This is a genomic window from Bradyrhizobium sp. 170 (genome assembly GCF_023101085.1).
GTDB lineage: Bacteria > Pseudomonadota > Alphaproteobacteria > Rhizobiales > Xanthobacteraceae > Bradyrhizobium.
In genome coordinates this window covers 8,365,501-8,380,924 of record NZ_CP064703.1, presented here as the reverse complement: position 1 = coordinate 8,380,924, position 15,424 = coordinate 8,365,501, and the positions used below count along the sequence as shown (strand labels likewise).

Below are 15,424 nucleotides of genomic sequence, written 5' to 3'. Positions count from 1 at the left end.
GAGGAGATCATGCAAGCCATGGCCACTGAAACCTTCATCGGCAACATGCGCGGCCCCGTCATCAGGCGAACGGACGCCGACTATGATGCCGTGCGCAGCCTCTACAACGGGATGATCGACAAGAGTCCCGAGATGATTGCGCGATGCACCGACGTCGCTGACGTCGTCACCGCCGTCAATTTTGCAAGGCGGAACGATCTCCGGGTCGCGATCCGCGGAGGCGGGCACAACGGACCAGGCCTTAGTAGTGTCGATGACGGGTTGATGATCGACATGTCTATGATGAAAGGCGTGCGCGTCGATCCCACTGCCCGAACCGTCCGCGTTGGCCCCGGCTGCACACAGGGCGATGTCGACCACGCCACGCATATTTATGGGCTCGCCGTGCCGGCCGGCATAGTCTCGACGACCGGTATCGCCGGCCTCACGCTGGGCGGCGGCATGGGATACCTCACCCGCAAGCATGGCCTCACTATCGACAATCTGCTCGAGGCGGATGTCGTGCTCGCCGACGGTCGCATTGTCACCGCCAATAAGTCTGAGAACGCTGACCTCTACTGGGGGCTGCGCGGCGGCGGCGGTAATTTCGGCATCGTCACGAGCTTCCTGTTCCAGGCTCATCCGGTCAACTTGGTCTATGCCGGTCCAGTCTTCTGGGATCTCGAAAATGCCCGGACCGTCATGCAGAAGTACAGGGATTTCCTGCCTGGCGCTCCCGAGGAGCTCGGGGCCTTTGTAGGGCTGAAGACTGTTCCACCGGTGGACCCGTTCCCAGCAGAGCATCAGGGCAAGCGCGCCTGCGCCATCATCGCATGCTACACTGGCCCAACAGAAGACGGCCAAGCGGTCATGGCCAAGTTGCTCGGTGAACTGCCCGCGCCGCTTTTCAACTGGATGGGCGAAATGCCCTATCCGGCTCTCCAGTCTATGTTCGATCCGTTCTTCCCGAAGGGCTTGCAATGGTACTGGCGTGGCGATTTCGTGAAAGAACTGACCGACGAAGCAATTGATGCTCATATCGCCCAGGCACAGAAACTGCCGAGCACGCTCTCGCTCATGCATCTTTATCCGATCGACGGCGCTGTCCGTCGCGTGGGCAAGAGCGACACCGCGTGGAACACGCGCGACGCGACCTGGTCGATGGTCATCGCCGGCATCGATCCCAATCCGCAGAAGGCGGGCGAAATCACGCGCTGGACCAAGGGCTATTGGGAGGCCGTGCATCCTTACTCGGCTGACGGCTGCTATGTGAATTTCATGATGGACGATGGGGACGCCAATAGGCTCAAGGCCACCTATGGCGACAACTACGACCGCCTCGTCGCATTGAAAGCCAAGTACGATCCGACAAACTTCTTCAGCATCAACCAGAACATCAGGCCACTCAACTCGTAGAGGATCACGTCTGCCGCGCGGTTCAATCGCGCCAAAGAGTCTTGTCGGAGCATTCTTTCGCTTCATGGAACGAAGGAGCGCTCAGGCTTGCCAAACCATCATTTGCGTCCGCCTCTCTTGCCGTTGACCTCCGCATCGGGCTCGACAGCGGACATATTCCACGCCATCCGGCCCGGCCCGCTTCGTGCCGTCAGCCGCGATGCAGGTGCAGACTTTGAACAAACTATCAACGACGAGGTCTATGAACCTGCCGATGCTTTTGTAAGCGGCTCCATCAGTGCCTGCACTGAGAATGGTATCGATAGAAAGCGCGATGCATCCAGAGTCCATCGCAGCCAGCAAGTATTACTGAGCGGCGCGTCTCCGTTGCTATCCGACGCGAGTGCGTTGCTCAATGTTGGCCGCCGGTCCTCCTGCGCGGACGTTGCGAGTGCCCGATGGAGGTGTTTGTGAGCCCGCCATGCTTTTCCACGGACCGATAGTTTCGACGATGATATTTATTCCGGCGACCGCGCTGTCGATTTGGCGCTGCACGCTTTCGACCTCGGACTTCAGGAATTCTTGCATTTTCTGGAGTTCGAAAGCCAACTTGTGAAGTTCGTCTATCGAATTTGTAGTCAACCGGGCGACGGACGAGTTGAATCGTTCGGCGCTGATCTCCAGCGGGCCGGAGGGATTCGATTTCTCTTTGCTGGGTTGTGTCGCCACAGTCGCCTCCGGCGGAGGCGTTTTCTCGTCGGGTGCGGCAGACGTTGGGGTATCCATCAGTTCCTCCCTTGGTGCCCGCAGCCCACTGCAATAGGCGTCGTTGAGTCGTTAGGCGATTTGGTGGCGTGGCGGTGGCGATCCGGGGCCAAGCCCCGAGGTTTCCGGTTGACCCCGGTTAAACTTCGATCATATGGCACTGAGAACGCCACGCCCCTAGTTCACCAGCCGCACCGCGCCTGTGTCGCTGACATCATAGCCGCCGAGTTCGGCGGCACGGTCGCGCAGCACGGAAGAGCGCATGAACTCGAACAGTGCCTGCGGTCCCTGCATGAAATAGTCGCGCTGCCGCAGCACGAGGTCGAAGCGTTCCCAGGCGAGCGGCAGGAAATCGAGCCCGGCCGATTTCGCCACGCTTCGCGTCGCAATGCCGCAATCGATGCGGCCGGCGCGGATGGCCTGGGCGATATCCGGTCCTGTCGGAAAGGCGGGCTTTGCCAGTTTCAATTCGTCGAGGCCGATGCCGCCGCGCGCCAATAGCGCGAGCAGCAGCAATTGCGCGCCGGCGCCGGTGGGGCGTTGCGCCATGCGCGCGCGGGAAGTTGCGATCGAGGCCATGTCGCTTAAGGCCAGCGGATTGCCCGGTGCTACGAGAATGCCTTGCTCGCGCCGTGCAAAGCTGAGCACTACCGCATCGTGCAACCCCGCCGCGTCGGCGACCGCGTCGAGATTGGCCGTTTCGTCATCGCCATCGAGCCAGTGCAGATGGATGGCCGCGACCATCACCTCGCTTTGGGTCAGCCGCCGCAGGCCTTCCTCGCTACCTTCGGGCAGGCTGGCGAGGCCGGAATTGCTTTCGCGTAGCGCCCATTCCAGCAGCGGATCATGACTGCCGCCGACGATCGGCGGCGCCGCCACCTGTGCCAGCGCGGCCGGCGCGATCAGTCCGGCGGAGACCCAGCGGTCCAGTGCCGCGCGGGGAAACAGCCAGCGCCCCGTCACCTTGCTGCAGGGCACGGCGCGCTCCGCCACCAGCTCGTAGAGCTTGCGCTCCGAGAGCCGCAGATACTCGGCCGCCTCGTCAGTGGTGAGCAGTTCCGGCATAGGCACCCTATATGCATATGAATGCAGATGTTACGAAAATTGACCATATTGGCCCCATCTGCGCAAGATGTCTGCCGAACGGAATTTCCATGCCCAGCGACGCAACAGCCCTTCAACTCGTGCTCAGTGGCGATCCCGCGCTGTTCGCCATCGTGCGGCTGTCGCTCTATGTGAGCCTGTCAGCGGTGGCGCTGGCCGCGCTGATCGGCATTCCCCTGGGTGCCTGGATTGCGCTGACGAAATTCCCCGGGCGCCAGGGCGTCATCGTCCTGCTCAACGCACTTATGGGCCTGCCGCCGGTCGTCGTCGGTCTTGCGGTGTATCTGGCGCTGTCGCGCTCCGGGCCGCTCGGCGCGTTCGGCCTGTTGTTCACGGCGGGCGCCATGATCATCGCGCAGTCCGTGCTGGTCACCCCGATCATAGCTGCACTGACGCGCCAGACCATCGAGGATCTCTGGATCGAATACCGCGACGAACTCACCGCGATGAATCTCGGCCCGCTCGGGCGGGTCACGGCGCTGATCTGGGATGCGCGCTTCAGCCTCGTTACCGCGCTGCTCGCCGGGTTCGGCCGTGCGGCGGCGGAGGTCGGCGCCATCATCATCGTCGGCGGCAATATCGAAGGCTTTACCCGCACGATGACGACGGCGATTGCGCTGGAAACTTCCAAGGGCGACCTGCCGCTCGCGGTCGGCCTCGGCCTCGTGCTGATCGCGATCGTGATCGCCGTCAACGCGCTGGCCTGGACCGCCCGCCGCGCCGGCGAACGACTGGCGGGATGACCATGCGCGCGCCTTCGAGCGAACTGCCTATTGTATTCGATGGCGTTATGGTGACGGCAGGCGGTGTTACGATCCTCGACGATATCGCGCTGACGCTGGCGCCGGGTCCGCCCACGGTGCTGATCGGCCCGAACGGTTCGGGGAAATCCACGCTGCTGCGCGTGGCGATGGGGCTGCTCGCGCCTTCGCGTGGACGCATCACCTGGGGCGGCATGGAAAATGTCCCGCCGCTGAAGCGCGCGATCGTGTTTCAGCGCCCGGCGATGCTCCGCCGCAGCGCCGCTGCCAATATCCGCTTCGCGCTGCGCGCCGCCGGCATCCCGCGCGTGGAGCATGCGCGCCGCATCAGCGAACTGCTCGAACTGGTCAGTCTTGGTCATCTTGCGGACCGCGCCGCGCGCAGATTATCCGGCGGAGAGCAGCAGCGGCTGGCGTTGGCGCGGGCGCTCGCGCGCGATCCAGCGGTGCTGTTCCTCGACGAGCCGACCGCGAGCCTCGATCCCACCGCCACCAAGGCGGTGGAAGACATCATCCGCGCGGTAAGTGCACGCAACATCAAGGTCGTGATGGCGACCCATGATCTCGGCGAAGCGCGCAGACTCGCCGGCGACATTGTCATGCTTCACCGCGGCCGCATCGTGGAAACCGCCGCCGCCGCGTCGTTCTTCGATAGGCCGCAAACCGGCGAGGCCAAAACATTCCTCGCGGGCGAACTATTGGTTTAATGGAAGGAAAACACCCCATGAACATGCTCACGCGCCGTTTGCTGATTGCGGCGACCGCCACTCTCGTATTCGCAGGCCACGCCTCCGCAGAGGAGAAATCGATCGTGGTGGCCTCGACCACCTCGACGCAGGATTCCGGCCTGTTCGGCCAGATCCTGCCGATGTTCAAGGCCAAGACCGGCATCGACGTGAAGGTGGTGGCGCAGGGCACCGGGCAGGCGCTCGATACTGCGCGCCGCGGCGATGCCGACGTGGTGTTCGTCCACGCCAAACCTGCGGAGGAAAAGTTTCTCGCCGAAGGCTTTGGCGTCAAGCGCTATCCCGTGATGTACAACGACTTCGTCCTGATCGGCCCGAAGGGCGATCCGGCCGGCATCAAGGGCTCGAAGGATATCGTCGCAGCCCTCGGCGCGATCAAGGCCAAGGGCGCCGACTTCATCTCGCGCGGCGACAAATCAGGCACGCATCAGGCTGAACTCAACCTCTGGAAGGTCGCCGGCATCGACATCGCCAAGGACAAGGGCCCCTGGTACAAGGAAATCGGGCAGGGCATGGGCGCGGCGCTCAACACCGCGTCGGCCTCCAACGCCTATGTGCTCGCCGATCGCGGCACCTGGCTGTCGTTCAAGAACCGCGGCGATCTCGCAATCGCGGTCGAAGGCGACAAGCGCTTGTTCAACCAGTATGGCGTCATGCTGGTGAACCCGGAGAAGCATCCGAGCGTCAAGAAGGATCTCGGCCAGCAGTTGATCGACTGGCTGGTGTCGTCGGAGGGCCAGAAGGCCATCGCCGACTACAAGATCAACGGCGAGCAGTTGTTCTATCCCAACGCCAGCGATTCCGGCGCGTGATACGGCCGCGGCTTTTGGTTGCCCTTGCGGCTCTCGCGATCATGACGGCGCCTGCCATGGCAGAGGAAACAGTCTTGCTTCACGCCGCCGGCAGCCTGCGCGCGGCGCTGACTGAGACGGCAAAAGCTTTCGAAGCCGCAGGCCTCGGCAAGGTGCAGGCGAAGTTCGGCGCATCCGGTCTGTTGAAAGACGAGATCGCCACTGGCGCCAAAGCAGAGGTGTTCGCCTCCGCTAATATGGAGCACCCGCAGGCGCTGGCCGCGGAGAAGCGCAGCGGCCCCGTGGTGCTGTTCGCGCGCAACCGGCTGTGCGCGCTGGCGCGGCCCGGCCTCGAGGTTACGCCGGCCGCGCTCTTGGATCGTATGCTCGACCCGCAAGTGAAACTCGGCACCTCGACGCCGAAGGCCGATCCGTCGGGCGATTACGCCTGGGAGGTTTTTCGCAAAGCCGAGAAGCTCAAGGCAGGCGCCTCGGCCACGCTCGAGAAGAAAGCGCTGCAACTCACCGGCGGGGCCACGAGCCCGCCCGCGCCGCAGGGCCGCTCGATCTATGGCGAGCTCGTCACGCAAGGCGCCGCCGATATCTTCCTGACCTCCTGACATATTGCACCAGCGCGCTCGCCGCGCAGCGCGAGAATCCGGCGCAGCAGATCGTCGCATTGCCCGATGCGCTCGCGGTCGGCGCCGATTACGGCCTGACCGTGATGAACGGCGCCTCGGCGCCGGCGTATCAATTCGCAATGTTCATTCTCTCGGCGGAAGGCCAGCGTATGCTCGCAAAGCACGGTTTTGCCGCGCCCGCTCTGCCGCAATAGGGGATTTTCGATGCTCCGCTCAGGCCTCGTCGCCATTGCGCTGCTCGCTTTGCTCGGACCGGCCGAGGCCGCCGACGACGGCTGCGAAAAATTCGCATGGCCGCTCGCGGGTGAGCGCGTGGCGTTCGCGGCAACCGGCAAGACGACGATTGCGGCCGGCGAGGCGCTATCGGCGCTGCCGGCGGGCGCGCTGGTCATTCGCCTGCAGCCGGCGGCGCAAGCCTCCTTCGAAATGCCGCCGGAGCGCAAGCCGCGAACGGAGCAGTGGCATGGCGGCATGGTGCGATTGCCCGCGCTGGCCAAGCCCGGCGTCTACCAGATCACGCTGTCCGAGGACGCCTGGATCGACGTGATCCAGAACGGCCGCTACGCCCGCTCCGTCGGCAGCACCGGTCGCAGCGATTGCCCGGGCGTGCGCAAGAGCGTTCGGCTCGATCTCGACGCAAGCCCGGTCGTGCTGCAGGTGAGTGGTGTGGCGCCGGATACGATCGCGGTTACGATCGGTCCGGTGCAATAGCGTTGCAGTCGCCGGTCTGCGCGCCCGTGTCGACCTGCTGCTCGGTCTCGATCGCAGGCTCTGCGATCTCGATCGCAGGCTCTGCGATCTCGATCGTCGGCTTCACGATCTCGATCGCAGGCTCCACGATCAATCGATAGGTCGGCACCCACGCGGTATCCCACTTCTCGAGGGTCGCACCGCAAACCGTGCATTCAAAACTATCGATCTCGCGCGAGGGCGCCATCGCTTCGATGCGATAATAGATCGCGCCACATCTGCACTGTCGCTGCTTTTCGATCATCGCAGATCTTTACGTCCGCGCGCATGATCGAACAACGCTACTCTCGTCGCAGACGCGTTGATCTACATGAACATTCGTTCAAGCAACGAGGGAGGTCTTTATGTCGCACGCCGGAACGTCGCGCGCGCCGGCCGGTTAGCCCCGACACGTTTCACTGGAGTTCGATGATGAAGAAACTAGCTATCGTGTTTGCCGTTGGTACCGCCGCTGTGATGGGAGGTTCCGCGGCCTACGCCGCCGACAACGCGGTGAAGTCGAAATCCTCGACGGATGAATCCCGGATTGCCAGGCAATCTCCGACCGACATCAGCGCGCAATACCGCCATCGCCACTGGGGCCACCGTCACTACCGGCCGTATTACGGGAGCTACAACTACTACGCCCCGCGCCGGTACGGCTATTACGGTCCGCGCTACTATGGCGGCTACGGTCCCCGCTACTACGGCGGCGGGCCCGGCGTAACCTTCAGCTTCGGCAGCGGCGGCTATCGCTGGTAGGATGAACCGATGAGACAAGGGAAGCCCGCGAGCGACGCGGGCTTCTTTCGTTTAACGACAGATGGACGATAGTTACAATTCCCGTGCCGCCCTCGATGACCTGGTCCGGCCAGCGGTCGAAGATTCCGACGCGAGACGCACGGCTTGTTTCCCCGGCTTACGCGCAGATCCCTTTGCAGCCAGCAGCACAGCGCGGGCTTTTGTCTTTCGGGATGCCGCACTGGCATGTCGAGCCGCCGAACCTGCGGCAACGCGCAGTCTCCTGGCGGCCGCGGTCTTCCTTTCCTCGGCTTCGCCAGCTTCCGCCTTGCGCAACATCGCGCTGGCGGAAGGCGTCAGGTCGACATTCACGGCGGCGGTCTGGTCTTGCCGTGACAGGCCGCCGACGCCCTCGCATGGCGCTTTCTTTGGCAGATCGGTCGGCATGTGGACGGTGCTCTCTTCGGCAGTCCAGGCTTCGGCCTTGTGACCGGTGATGATCTTGACGTAAGCGCGCGTTTCAGCAGGCAGCGAGCTGCGCCGCGAAAGCCACTTCTCGATTCTGCCGCCGCCCGCATTATACGCTGCCGCCGCAAGCCCGAGATTTCCGAACTGATTATAGAGCTTGCGAAGAAATTTTGCCGACGCAGGGATCGCCTGCAGCGGATCGAACGGGTTTCTCAGACCCATTTCGACGGCCGTTTGCGGCATGAATTGCGCAATGCCCTGCGCGCCTGCCGAACTGACTTCTTCGGAACGAAACCTGCTTTCCTGCCAGAGCAGGCGCACGAAAAATCCGATCGGAATATCGTGTTCCTCGGCGGCAGTCTTGACCGTTTCGCAGATCACATCCGCTGACTTGGACTCATTGTCTCCCGACGCTGACTTGGACTCGTTGTCGACCGAGGCGGCTGCATGAGCATCGGCGTCGGCTGCCGTTGCCTTCTCGTATGGCGCGGCAACGACGTCCAACGCTAGCGAAGACTCAACGGACGCGGTCACAGTTCCAGTGTGCGAATTCGATGTCGTGGCAGGTTCCGATTGCGCTTCGGCAACGACGAAAGATGGTTCCATCCATATCGACCTGATGTCGGAACATTCAAAATCCACCGCAATCACGAACACAGCAATCACGGCGGCGAAAAGATATCGCATCAACTTCCATCCATGTGGTGAAGGCCCGCCGGATAGAAGTCGGATGTGGACATTTCGCGGATGAACTGCGGCAGAGCTGTGTTTTCTGACCCGTAGTTCTACCGTGCGCGTGACGAGTTCCCGGACGTTCGTGCTCAAACGGTGGCGCGCCGATCGAATCCGCTTGACCCGCCACAGTGGTGGCCCCGGCGTAACCTTCAGCTTCGGCACCGGCGGCTGTCGCTGGTTGGACAGGTTGAAGGAAAGCGAGGATCGCGCGAGCGATACGGTTTCTTTGCATGCTCTGATGATGATGACGCGCCATTGATCGATGGCGCCAGTGGCTGGATCAGTGTACGCATGAGCACGCGCCGGCAGCGTGGCGCCAATCCCTCTGTTGAAAGAACCAAAATGAGCGAGCGACTTGAAACGCTGAATAAAGCCCGTGCACGCATGATCGAGGACAGGGACATGCATGCGAAGGTGCTGGCCGCTCCTTTCGACCGCGACAAGGCCGAACGGGCCCGCAACAAGTTCATCGAGATTCAGATGCTGATCGACGCCCTGGACCGCGCGATAAGTGGAGAGGGAGTGCCGCGCCAAATGGTTGAGCCCGGGGCGCAGGCCGGATTGGAGCCGAAGGCGTAATCCGCCGTTCCACGCGATCGCCAGAATCGACCTTCGCGGCTGGTGACGAACGACGAAACGGACGTGAGGTGCTTGCCCGTGCGGCGCGAAGTGCTGCTTCAATGCGAGCGGAGTCCTCACGATCAGACATGCGCGGCCGCTTCTCTCCGGCGCGGCACGCGAGTGCCTGCGAAGGCGTGACGTGTCAATTGAATGCACCGCCACCGTAATCCCCAGTGCCGGCTGACACCGCGTCACCTTGTCTCGGCTGGACTTGGCAAAAATGGACTTGCCATGACGGGATGGCCCGTATCCTGCTTTGACAGGTTCGCGCTGACCTGATCCATTTCCTTGATCGAGCGTGATCAGGCATTCACCACCAGTGAGGGAGCCGGCCCATGAAAGAGCGGGAACTTCGAGACCTGATTGCAGACGTCAAGACCGGCCGGTTGTCGCGGCGGGAATTTGTCCAGCGAATGATTGCCGTAGGCCTTTCGGCGCCGATGGCCGGGATGATGCTGAGCCGGTCCGGGGTTGCGATGGCTGCGACCGCGCTTCCCTACAAGCCGACCAAGGCCGGCGGCGGCGGCGTGCTGAAACTGATGTATTGGCAGGCCGTGACCCTGCTCAATCCGCATTTCGCCGTCGGCACCAAGGACCAGGAAGGCTCCCGGATCTTTTACGAGCCGCTGGCCGGATGGGATGGCGACGGCAACCTCGTTCCGATCCTCGCTGCCGAGATTCCGAGCAAGGAGAATGATGGATTGGCCGAGGACGGCCGCTCGGTGGTTTGGAAGCTGAAGCGCGGCGTCAAATGGCATGACGGCATGCCGTTCACATCAGACGATGTCGTCTTCAATTGGGAATATGCCAAAACGCCGGAGACCGCGGCCGTCTCGATCGCCAACTACAAGGACATCACGGTCGAGAAGATCGACGACTTCACCGTGCGCCTCACTTTTGCCAAGCCGACGCCGTTCTGGGCCGATGCCTTTGTCGGCAACTACGGCATGATCATCCCAAAACACCTGTTCAGGGATTACGTCGGCGCCAGGTCGCGCGAGGCGCCGAACAATCTTAAGCCGGTCGGCACTGGCCCTTATCTGTTCGTGGATTTCAAGCCGGGCGACATGATCCGCGCCAGGATCAATCCCAACTACCACGTCGCCAACCGGCCGCATTTCGACGAGGTGGAGGTCAAGGGCGGCGGCGACGCGGTGTCGGCGGCGCGCGCGGTGCTGCAGACCGGCGAATATGACTATGCCTGGAACATGCTGGTCGAAGAGGAGATCCTGCTGAAGCTGGAGGCCGCCGGAAAGGGCAGGGTGAACATCACGACGTCAGGCAATGTCGAATTCATGTCGCTCAACTCGACCGATCCCTCAGTCGAGGTCGATGGCGAGCGCGCCAGCATCAAGACCAAACATCCGCTGTTCAGCGATCCGGCCGTGCGCCAGGCCATCAATCTCCTGATCGATCGCGCCTCGATCGAGAAATTCATCTATGGCCGCACGGCGCTGGCCACCGCGAACTTTCTCAACAACCCGGAACGCTTCCGGTCGAAGAACACCAGGTTCGAATTCAACATCGAGAAGGCCAACCAGATCCTCGAGGCCGCCGGCTGGAAAAAAGGCGGCGACGGCATTCGCGCCAAGGACGGCAAGCCGCTGAAGTTCGTGTTCCAGACCTCGATCAACGCGCCCCGGCAGAAGACCCAGGCCATCGTCAAGCAGGCGTGCCAGAAAGCGGGCATCGACGTCGAACTGAAGTCGGTGGTGGGATCGGTGTTCTTCTCCTCCGACGCCGCCAATCCCGACACCTACCCGCATTTCTATTGCGACGCGCAGATGTACAACACCACCATGCCGCAGGCCGATCCGCAGTTCTTCATGAACCAGTATGTGTCGTGGCAGGTGGCGAACAAGGAAAACAAGTGGCAGGGGCGCAATGTCTCGCGCTGGCAAAGCAAGGAATATGACGAGATCTACAAGCAGGTCGAACGGGAGCTCGACGCGGTGAAGCGCGCGGCGTTGTTCATCAAGCTCAACGACCTCGTCGTGACAGACAATTACATCCAGCCCATCGTCTCCCGAACCCGGGTCGCGGCGCTCAGCGGCAAGCTGACGGTGCATATCTCGGGCTGGGACAACGATCTGTGGCAGCTCGCGAGCTGGTACCGGGAGGGGTGAGAGCGGGGTTTTGGATGTGCCGGGCGTAGCAGCCCGGCCGCGCGATTGGCCGGCGCTGCACAGAATTCGTGGTGCCCTGGCCGGAATCGAACCAGCGCTTCCTGCTTAATTCGAGCGGGTTTATCGGTGCAGGTCCAAACGCTCTGGATTGCGACTGGCACTCCAGAACAGCAGGATGTCGACGATGCGGGCGTCCTCATCAACGGTGTATACGATCCAGCATTGGGTTCTGCGGCCGACGCGAAAGAGGTACGCGCGATAGGGCGCGCCGGTAAGTGGGAAGTAGCCCCAGGTGAGCGGGGCTTCGCCGAGATTTAGACGCAAGATTTCCGTCAAGGCGCTCGATCTGCTCGATGGCGAAGTCTTCGCTATAGTCCGAGAGCCATGTGGCGAATTGTTCGATCTGGCCAAGCGCAACCGGATCGATCCGCACGCGGTAAGTCATATGGCGTTAACGCTTGCCGCGCCGGTAGATGGCGATCAATCGGTCCTTGAAGGCCTTTGGCTCGTAATCGACGGCCTTGCCGGCATTGATGCGCGCCTCCGCTTCCTTGAGCGAGGTCGTCATTTCGCCGCGCTCCCGCTCGGACAGCACCGGGATCTCTTCCATCGTAGTAACAGGCACCATGGTGGTGCGGCGGCCGATCGATTTCGTCTGATTTGCCATGTGCACAACGTAGCAAATGCTGAGGGATTTTGACAGGTGTTGGTGCCCCTGGCCGGAATCGAACCAGCACTCCTTGCGGAACTCGATTTTGAGTCGAGCGCGTCTACCAGTTCCGCCACAGGGGCCTTCGGTCGCTGGGCGGAGGCCCGGTGCGGCGAAGCGGGCGGAATATAGCGGGCGGCCTGCGCGGGTCAACCCGCGCGGATGTGATTGTGGCGTGGCTCGACACCCGGGCGGAGGCGGGATACGACGCTATTGCCTGTTTGAGCATGAATTGTGCTCCGGAGAACGTCCGTGACATCTGAAGCCGCCCATTCCCGGCCCGTGCGCCATGCCGCCGATCCGGCGGCCGTCGCGGCTCTGGCGATTGCGGCCACAGCCGCGGCGACGCTGGCGGGCGCCTGGTTCTTCGAGCTCGTGCTGGATATCCGCCCCTGTCCGCTCTGCCTCGAACAGCGCTACGCCTATTATCTGGCCCTGCCGCTCGCCCTCGTGGTGGCGTTTGCCGCCTCGCGCGGGGCGCCGCGGCAGGTAGTGCTGGCCGGGTTTGCGGTGCTTCTGCTCGCGGCCCTCGCCAATGCCTGGCTCGGTGGCTATCACGCCGGCGTCGAGTGGCAGTTCTGGCAGGGCCCGACCGATTGCTCCGGCCCGGTCTCCGATCTCGGCAGCGCCGGCACGCTTTTGCAGCGGCTCGACACCGTCAAAGTAATCCGCTGCGACGAGGTGCAGTGGCGCTTCCTCGGCCTCTCGCTCGCCGGCTACAACGTGCTGATCTCGCTGGCAATGGCGATGATGGCCGTGTGGGGCATCGTCTCGGCGAAGCGGACCACGTAGACCGTTGGGCCGTAGGATGGGTGGAGCGAAGCGATACCCATCATCTCAGCCATGACTGCGGTGACCGCGATGGGTTTCGCTTCGCTCCACCCATCCTACGATCCGCCCGCAATGACGAGACTACCCTAATCGTCCACGTCCTCCTGCGGCCGCCCGAACAGATGCACGATCCCCGGCGTCGTGATCGAGACGAACACGAAGCGCGACAGATGATGGGCGCCGACGAAAATCGGATCGATATGCAGCGTGAGCGCCAGCGCCAGCATGGCGTCCATCGCGCCAGGCGCGAACGCCACGACGACGTCGGCGAAGCGCACGTCGGTCGACAGCATGATCACCGTGACGAAGATGGCGGATATGGCGATGGCCACCGCAAACGAGCCCAGCCCGGCATTGATATGGCTGACGAGCGTCGACTTGCTGATCCGCGCAAACCGCGTCCCGATCACCGCACCGATTCCGACCAGCGCCACGCCGCGCATCCAGGGCGGCAGGCCGCCCTCGATCAGGGCGGTGCCGTGCAGCACGCTGGATGCGATCATCGCGCCGAACATCCAGCTTGCCGGAAATTTGGCGAGCCGCAGCAGCAGCGCGACGGCGACGGCCGCGGCGGCCAGCACGGCGAGTTCGAGCGGCGAGGCGATCAGACTGGCCACCTCCACCGGCGCCGTCGACGCAATGCCGGTCAGCGCCAGCAGCAGCGGCAGCGCGGCGGTCAGGATGATCACGCGCATCGTCTGCACCACGGCGATCGCGGCGACATCGGCGCCCTTCTCGGCGGCGAGCATGGTGATCTGCGACAGCGCGCCGGGGCTTCCGGCCAGCAGCGCCGAGGTCTGGTCCCAGCCGTGGAAGCGCTGCAGATAAAAACTCGAGCCGAAGGTCGAGCAGAAGGTCGCGAGCGCCAGGAGGCCGATGGTCAAGGGATAGGCGCTCATGTGCTGGATCAGTTGCCGCGACACCAGCGAGCCCAGCGTGATGCCGAGCAGCACCAGCACGGTCTGCGTCAGAATCGGCGGCATGGTGACCGGCCGCCCCGCCAGCGCGGCGATGCCGACGGCGACCATCGCGCCGGAGATCAGCCCGCCCGGCAGGTTAATCCACAGAAACAGCAGGCCACCGGCGGCGCCGATGACGAGCGTCTCGAGCGTGCCGAAAATTTTGGCGCGGTCGGCAATGGCGGAGGATATCGATGCGGGGATCAGGCTCACGCCGCGTTATGGCAAATCCGTCATCGAGGTACAAATGCGTCACGCGATTGCAGCAATGCGCGGCGGCGCCGGCGATGGCCCGCCGGCGTCATCAAAAATGCGGAAGGTCCCGATATGGCCCTCGCGCAGGAGGGCGGGGCGGTTACTTCGCCTTTTCGGCGGCGGCCTTCTTGCACGCGGAGCGGAATTTCTTGCGCTCCTTGCCGTGAAGCCCCTTGGCATCGGCTTCCTTCGAACATTCGAGCGAGGCGGCGGTGCGCGGCTTCTCGGCCTTCTTTTCCGCCGATGCCTTGGTTTCGGTCTTGGTCGTTTCGGTCTTGGCCGGCGCCGTGGTTTGCGCGAAGGCGGAGCCCATGAGCAGAAGGGAAACGGCGGTTGCAGTGGCGAGGGAGGATATTTTCGTCATGGGGCACCTCGGATTGAAACAAGGACGCAACCGTTGCGTTGCCATGCTGAACCACAGGTGAATGAAGTTGAACTGGCTGACACAAAATTTTTTACCGGAGGGTCGATCTGCGCGTTGTCGCAAGCTGTGGTTGCGCTAGGATGGCGCCCGCAGATGACTTCTCCAAGGAGACCAGGGATGACTATTCAAGCAAAAATACTGGGTGCGATTGCGGTGTCGGGTTTGGCTGCGTTTGCGATGACGACGTCGCCGGCGCAGGCGCTGACCGCGCAGGAATGCAGCGCCAAATACCAGGCTGCGAAAACCGCCGGCACGCTGGGCGGCCAGAAGTGGAACGACTTCCGGAAAGCCCAATGCGGCGCCGACGCTGCGCCGGCTGCCGCCGCCGCTCCGGCGGCTGCACCCGCTGCGGCTCCGGCTGCCGCGCCCAAGGAAGCCAAGAAGGAATCAAAGAAGGAAGCCAAGGAGGCTGCGGCGCCGGCCGCACCGTCAGGCCCTGCGGTCTATCCGAACGCCGTCGATCCCAAATACTCCAAGGAGACCGCCGGCAAGGCCCGCATGCACACCTGCGTGGATCAGTACAACGCCAACAAGGCCACCAACGCCAATGGCGGCATGAAGTGGATCCAGAAGGGCGGCGGCTATTACAGCGAATGCACCAAGAAGCTGAAGGGCGCAGCCTGAGCAGCAACCGACGAGGGCGC

General features: G+C 63.0%; 20 protein-coding genes and 1 tRNA gene. 12 read left to right on the top strand and 9 right to left on the bottom strand.

Features of this window, described 5'->3' with window-relative positions; genetic code table 11:
• The first annotated feature begins 9 nt into the window (after positions 1 to 9).
• On the top strand, positions 10 to 1,395 hold the full coding sequence (locus IVB05_RS39535; RefSeq protein WP_247781485.1) for an FAD-binding oxidoreductase: 1,386 nt from the start codon (positions 10 to 12) through the stop codon (positions 1,393 to 1,395).
• 369 nt (positions 1,396 to 1,764) lie between these two features.
• Here IVB05_RS39535 and IVB05_RS39530 read toward each other — a convergent pair whose 3' ends face one another.
• Both IVB05_RS39530 and IVB05_RS39525 read right to left on the bottom strand, forming a co-directional pair.
• Entirely contained in the window at positions 1,765 to 2,160 is a 396-nt protein-coding gene (locus IVB05_RS39530) for a hypothetical protein (RefSeq protein ID WP_247781484.1), read from the bottom strand.
• A gap of 156 nt (positions 2,161 to 2,316) precedes the next feature.
• Positions 2,317 to 3,204 carry a helix-turn-helix transcriptional regulator gene (locus IVB05_RS39525; RefSeq protein WP_247781483.1) on the bottom strand — a complete coding sequence of 296 codons (888 nt, stop codon included), beginning with the start codon at positions 3,202 to 3,204 and terminating at the stop codon, positions 2,317 to 2,319.
• Positions 3,205 to 3,293: 89 nt separating this feature from the next.
• Between IVB05_RS39525 and IVB05_RS39520 the strand changes: the two genes are divergently transcribed.
• The 6 genes from IVB05_RS39520 to IVB05_RS39495 are packed head-to-tail and all read left to right on the top strand — an operon-like array spanning position 3,294 to position 6,893.
• Positions 3,294 to 3,986 (top strand): ABC transporter permease, encoded by a 693-nt coding sequence (locus IVB05_RS39520; RefSeq protein WP_247781482.1) that lies wholly within the window; start codon positions 3,294 to 3,296, stop codon positions 3,984 to 3,986.
• A 2-nt stretch (positions 3,987 to 3,988) separates the two neighbouring features.
• Positions 3,989 to 4,711 carry an ATP-binding cassette domain-containing protein gene (locus IVB05_RS39515; protein ID WP_247781481.1) on the top strand — a complete coding sequence of 241 codons (723 nt, stop codon included), beginning with the start codon at positions 3,989 to 3,991 and terminating at the stop codon, positions 4,709 to 4,711.
• A 23-nt stretch (positions 4,712 to 4,734) separates the two neighbouring features.
• Entirely contained in the window at positions 4,735 to 5,562 is an 828-nt protein-coding gene (locus tag IVB05_RS39510; protein WP_247787334.1) for a substrate-binding domain-containing protein, read from the top strand.
• Positions 5,563 to 5,618: 56 nt separating this feature from the next.
• A complete protein-coding gene (locus IVB05_RS39505; protein ID WP_247781480.1) occupies positions 5,619 to 6,161 on the top strand; it encodes a substrate-binding domain-containing protein in 543 nt (180 codons plus the stop codon).
• On the top strand, positions 6,158 to 6,376 hold the full coding sequence (locus IVB05_RS39500) for a substrate-binding domain-containing protein (RefSeq protein ID WP_247787332.1): 219 nt from the start codon (positions 6,158 to 6,160) through the stop codon (positions 6,374 to 6,376). Before IVB05_RS39505 ends, IVB05_RS39500 begins: the two co-directional genes overlap by 4 nt.
• Positions 6,377 to 6,386: 10 nt before the next feature.
• A complete protein-coding gene (locus IVB05_RS39495) occupies positions 6,387 to 6,893 on the top strand; it encodes a hypothetical protein (protein WP_247781479.1) in 507 nt (168 codons plus the stop codon).
• Here the strand turns inward: IVB05_RS39495 and IVB05_RS39490 are convergent.
• On the bottom strand, positions 6,871 to 7,176 hold the full coding sequence (locus IVB05_RS39490; protein WP_247781478.1) for a hypothetical protein: 306 nt from the start codon (positions 7,174 to 7,176) through the stop codon (positions 6,871 to 6,873). The two genes, IVB05_RS39495 and IVB05_RS39490, sit on opposite strands and share 23 nt — an antisense overlap.
• A gap of 167 nt (positions 7,177 to 7,343) precedes the next feature.
• Between IVB05_RS39490 and IVB05_RS39485 the strand changes: the two genes are divergently transcribed.
• Positions 7,344 to 7,673, top strand: coding sequence for a hypothetical protein (locus IVB05_RS39485; protein WP_247781477.1), 330 nt, complete (start codon positions 7,344 to 7,346; stop codon positions 7,671 to 7,673).
• Positions 7,674 to 7,745: 72 nt separating this feature from the next.
• Here IVB05_RS39485 and IVB05_RS39480 read toward each other — a convergent pair whose 3' ends face one another.
• A complete protein-coding gene (locus IVB05_RS39480; RefSeq protein WP_247781476.1) occupies positions 7,746 to 8,807 on the bottom strand; it encodes a lytic transglycosylase domain-containing protein in 1,062 nt (353 codons plus the stop codon).
• Positions 8,808 to 9,197: 390 nt separating this feature from the next.
• Here IVB05_RS39480 and IVB05_RS39475 point away from each other — a divergent pair, with 390 nt between their 5' ends.
• Complete coding sequence (locus IVB05_RS39475; protein ID WP_346771891.1) at positions 9,198 to 9,434, top strand: hypothetical protein; 237 nt, start codon at positions 9,198 to 9,200, stop codon at positions 9,432 to 9,434.
• A gap of 377 nt (positions 9,435 to 9,811) precedes the next feature.
• Positions 9,812 to 11,602, top strand: coding sequence for a peptide ABC transporter substrate-binding protein (locus IVB05_RS39470; RefSeq protein ID WP_247781474.1), 1,791 nt, complete (start codon positions 9,812 to 9,814; stop codon positions 11,600 to 11,602).
• Between the two features lie 120 nt (positions 11,603 to 11,722).
• Here IVB05_RS39470 and IVB05_RS39465 read toward each other — a convergent pair whose 3' ends face one another.
• From IVB05_RS39465 to IVB05_RS39455, 3 genes are all read right to left on the bottom strand, one after another.
• Positions 11,723 to 11,938 (bottom strand): hypothetical protein, encoded by a 216-nt coding sequence (locus IVB05_RS39465; protein ID WP_247781473.1) that lies wholly within the window; start codon positions 11,936 to 11,938, stop codon positions 11,723 to 11,725.
• 115 nt (positions 11,939 to 12,053) lie between these two features.
• Positions 12,054 to 12,269, bottom strand: a complete 216-nt coding sequence (locus IVB05_RS39460; RefSeq protein ID WP_247781472.1) for a hypothetical protein — start codon at positions 12,267 to 12,269, stop codon at positions 12,054 to 12,056.
• 40 nt (positions 12,270 to 12,309) lie between these two features.
• Positions 12,310 to 12,394: transfer RNA gene (locus tag IVB05_RS39455), tRNA-Leu, on the bottom strand.
• 169 nt (positions 12,395 to 12,563) lie between these two features.
• Between IVB05_RS39455 and IVB05_RS39450 the strand changes: the two genes are divergently transcribed.
• Entirely contained in the window at positions 12,564 to 13,103 is a 540-nt protein-coding gene (locus tag IVB05_RS39450) for a disulfide bond formation protein B (RefSeq protein WP_247781471.1), read from the top strand.
• A gap of 125 nt (positions 13,104 to 13,228) precedes the next feature.
• On the opposite strand, the gene IVB05_RS39445 is transcribed toward IVB05_RS39450, so the two are convergent.
• Both IVB05_RS39445 and IVB05_RS39440 read right to left on the bottom strand, forming a co-directional pair.
• Positions 13,229 to 14,308, bottom strand: a complete 1,080-nt coding sequence (locus IVB05_RS39445) for an AbrB family transcriptional regulator (RefSeq protein WP_247787330.1) — start codon at positions 14,306 to 14,308, stop codon at positions 13,229 to 13,231.
• 148 nt (positions 14,309 to 14,456) lie between these two features.
• A complete protein-coding gene (locus IVB05_RS39440) occupies positions 14,457 to 14,720 on the bottom strand; it encodes a PsiF family protein (RefSeq protein WP_247781470.1) in 264 nt (87 codons plus the stop codon).
• A 177-nt stretch (positions 14,721 to 14,897) separates the two neighbouring features.
• Between IVB05_RS39440 and IVB05_RS39435 the strand changes: the two genes are divergently transcribed.
• The gene (locus tag IVB05_RS39435; protein ID WP_247781469.1) at positions 14,898 to 15,404 is read left to right on the top strand and encodes a hypothetical protein; all 507 of its coding nucleotides are present in this window, start codon (positions 14,898 to 14,900) and stop codon (positions 15,402 to 15,404) included.
• Positions 15,405 to 15,424: the final 20 nt, after the last annotated feature.